Source organism: Protofrankia sp. Cr1 (assembly GCF_963555865.1).
GTDB lineage: Bacteria > Actinomycetota > Actinomycetes > Frankiales > Frankiaceae > Protofrankia.
The window spans coordinates 1-2,895 of the sequence record NZ_CAUVXO010000130.1; the positions used below are offsets into that span (position 1 = coordinate 1).

Annotated in this window: 2 protein-coding genes and 1 pseudogene; all 3 read right to left on the reverse strand. The window is 70.6% G+C overall.

The features are described 5' to 3' along the window. Positions 1–2 precede the first annotated feature (2 nt). A pseudogene (locus U9980_RS12660) lies at positions 3–966 on the reverse strand (ABC transporter ATP-binding protein). A 15-nt stretch (positions 967–981) separates the two neighbouring features. Then, the gene (locus tag U9980_RS12665; protein ID WP_416210257.1) at positions 982–1,692 is read right to left on the reverse strand and encodes a glycosyltransferase family 2 protein; all 711 of its coding nucleotides are present in this window, start codon (positions 1,690–1,692) and stop codon (positions 982–984) included. Further along, positions 1,692–2,870: an amidohydrolase family protein gene (locus U9980_RS12670; protein WP_322768085.1), complete on the reverse strand. Its 1,179-nt coding sequence runs from the start codon at positions 2,868–2,870 to the stop codon at positions 1,692–1,694. The genes U9980_RS12665 and U9980_RS12670 overlap by 1 nt, the downstream gene beginning before the upstream one ends. Between the last annotated feature and the right edge of the window lie 25 nt (positions 2,871–2,895).

Consider the following 2,895-nt stretch of genomic DNA (forward strand, 5'->3'; position numbering starts at 1 on the left):
GGTCATGAGCGCTCCAGGGTGCGGGATGCTCCGCCGAGGGCGAGGTAGACATCCTCAAGGGATGGCGTGGCCAGCGTGAAGTCGTCGAGGGCGGCAAAGGCCGGGCCGGTCGTGAGTCGCGCGAGCGCCTCACGCGCGTCGACCGCGGCCATCCGCGTGGTCCACCGACGGCCGGTGATCTCGGCCTGCTGAGCGAGGCGCGCGATGATCGGATCGTCGCCGGGCGGCTCGAACCGCCAGACCAGGTCCAGCCGGACGTCATCACTCACCGACGCCTTGAGCCGCCCGGGGGTGTCGCAGGCGATCACCCGACCGGCCTCGAGGACGGCGACGCGGTCCAGGACGGACTCCGCTTCCAGGACGTTGTGCGTGACCAGCACCACGGTGACGCCCGCGGTGTCCCGGCGCCGTTGCAGCGCCGACCACACCGCCCGCCGAGCCGGTGGGGTCAAGCCCGGTCGTGGGCTCGTCCAGGACGAGCACCTCGCGGTGGCCGACCAGGGCGCAGGCAACCGAGGCCAGCCTGCGCTGGCCACCGGACAGGTGCCGCAACGGTCGACCCGCGATCGGCGCGAGCCCGAGTTCGTCGATGACGGCCGTCCGTGCCGCGCGGGCTGCGGGACGGCCCAGCCCGCGCAGACGGGCGGTCGTCTCCACAGCGACGCTCACCGGGAGGTCCGCCAGGGCCGTGTCGCCCTGACCGAGGTAGGCCGCCAGCCGGGGCGGGATGTCCGGCCGGGAGACGACGTCCCATCCGAACATCTCGATCGACCCGGCATCCGGCCGGATGAGCCCCATGAGCTGGCGCACCAGCGTGGTCTTTCCGGCCCCGTTCGGCCCGAGCACTCCGAACACCTCGCCACGTTCGATGTCGAGGTCGAGGTCACATGTGGCGAGGACAGCATGCTCACCGACGCCGTGCCGGCGGGTGAGCCCACGCACGGCGTAGCTCAGCACGCTGCCCATTGTCGCATTCGCCTGTCAGCGGACCCGCGCCCGGCCACGGACCCGGATCGAGCCCAGTATCCACAGCGCCTCGACCCCGTCCTTCCAGGTCAGCTTCTTGCCTTCCGCCCGGGTGCGGGCCTGGTAGCTGATCGGGACCTCGAACGGTCGGATACCGAGGGCAAGCAGCTTGGCGGTCACCTCGGCCTCCATCCCGAAGCCGACCCGGGCGACGTCCAGCTCCCGGTACAGACTGGTCGGCATCAGCTTGAAGCAGGTCTCCAGGTCCGAGATGTAGCTGTCGAACAGGATGTTCGCCGCAAGCGTAACCGCCTTGTTACCCATCACATACCAGAACGAGTACGCGGTGTTACTGCTGAACGTCCTCGAGCCGTAGACGACCCGGGCCTGGTCGGTGATTACCGGTTCGAGTAGCGCCGGGATCTCCTCAGGCGCATACTCAAGATCCGCGTCGCAGATGACCAGGTATTCACCGGTCGCGAGCTGGCTCGCAGTGCGGACCGCCGCGCCCTTGCCACGGTTCACGGACTGGTGGGCGACAACGACCCGGGGATCATCGACGGAGTCGAGGATCGCCCGCGTCCCGTCCGTGCTGCCGTCGTTGACCACCACGAGCTCGACCTCGCAGGGATAGGTGACGTCCAGCACCCGCTTGACCGCGGACGCGAGCGTGGCCTGCTCGTTGAACACCGGCATCAGGACGGAAAGCTTCACATTCGTGAACATTACGCCGTGATGATTCGCTGGCCGTTGACCACCACGCTCGGGTGACGCCAGGCCGCGGGTTCGACCAGCGGGTCGGCAGGCAGGCCGACCACGGCCGCATACCCACCGACCTCGATACGCCCCGACGGCCGCTGGCCGTCAAACCCAGCTGCCCGGGCCGCGCCGGAGGTCGACGCACGCAACGCGCCGAGGCGCCCCAGCCCGGCGTAGGCAAGCCGGTCGAGCTCCCGCGGGTCAACCCCGGGCGGACGGTTACCCGCACCGCCCGCATCAGTGCCGTAGAGCAGGGGCACTCCGGCGCGATGGAGCAGCGCGGCATTGCGCCCGGGTGCGGGGCCTGCCCCGGCATGGCACTGCAGGGTCGACACGACCGGCACGCCGGCGGCGGCGATCCGGTCGACGGTCTCGGGCGGCAACGGTTCCAGCGGAACGTGGGCAAGCTCATCCACGCCCGCCCGCAGCGCCAGCTCCACCGCCGAGACGGTCAACGCGTGCGCGGTCACCGGGAGCCCGGCCGCATGCGCGGCCTTCACCACGACCTCGAGCTCGCTGTAGTGCAAGGGCGATCGTCGCGACGGTGCGGTGCCCTCGCCACCCCCGAGACACACCTTGATGAGATCGACACCATCCGCCGCAAGACTCGTGACGGCCCGCCGGGCGAGCGCGGGGCTGTCGACGACTGCCAGCCCGTCCCCGTGCGGATCAGGATGCGGTGGTGGGTCCGGGGCACCCACCACCCGGGGACCCGCCCCGACCACGACGATCGGCGCTGCGACACGCCAGTGGGCCAGCCTCTCGACCGGGGAACCGAGGTCGCGGACAGCGACGAGTCCAGCACGAAGCTCATCGTGTCCAGATGTGGCGGTCGCCGCAAGATGAACATGGGCGTCGGTGACGCCCGGTCCGATCCAGGCGCAGTCGATCATCCGCAGGCCGTCCGGCAGCACCACCGAGTCCTGCGGCCCGACGGCGGCCACCCGGCCGTCCATGCCGACCACGACGACTCCCTCGAAGGGGAGGTCGGCGATGCCGTTCCAGACCCGACCGCGCAGTGCGACACCGCGCCCGATCTCCTCACGGACGCGCGCCCTACCCATGGCAACCCTGCGCGCCACCCGCAGCGGCAGGACGACGACAGAGGGCAGGCAGCCCGAAGGTGCCCTGTTGCGCCTCACCACGACCGCCTCACCACCATGACTTCAC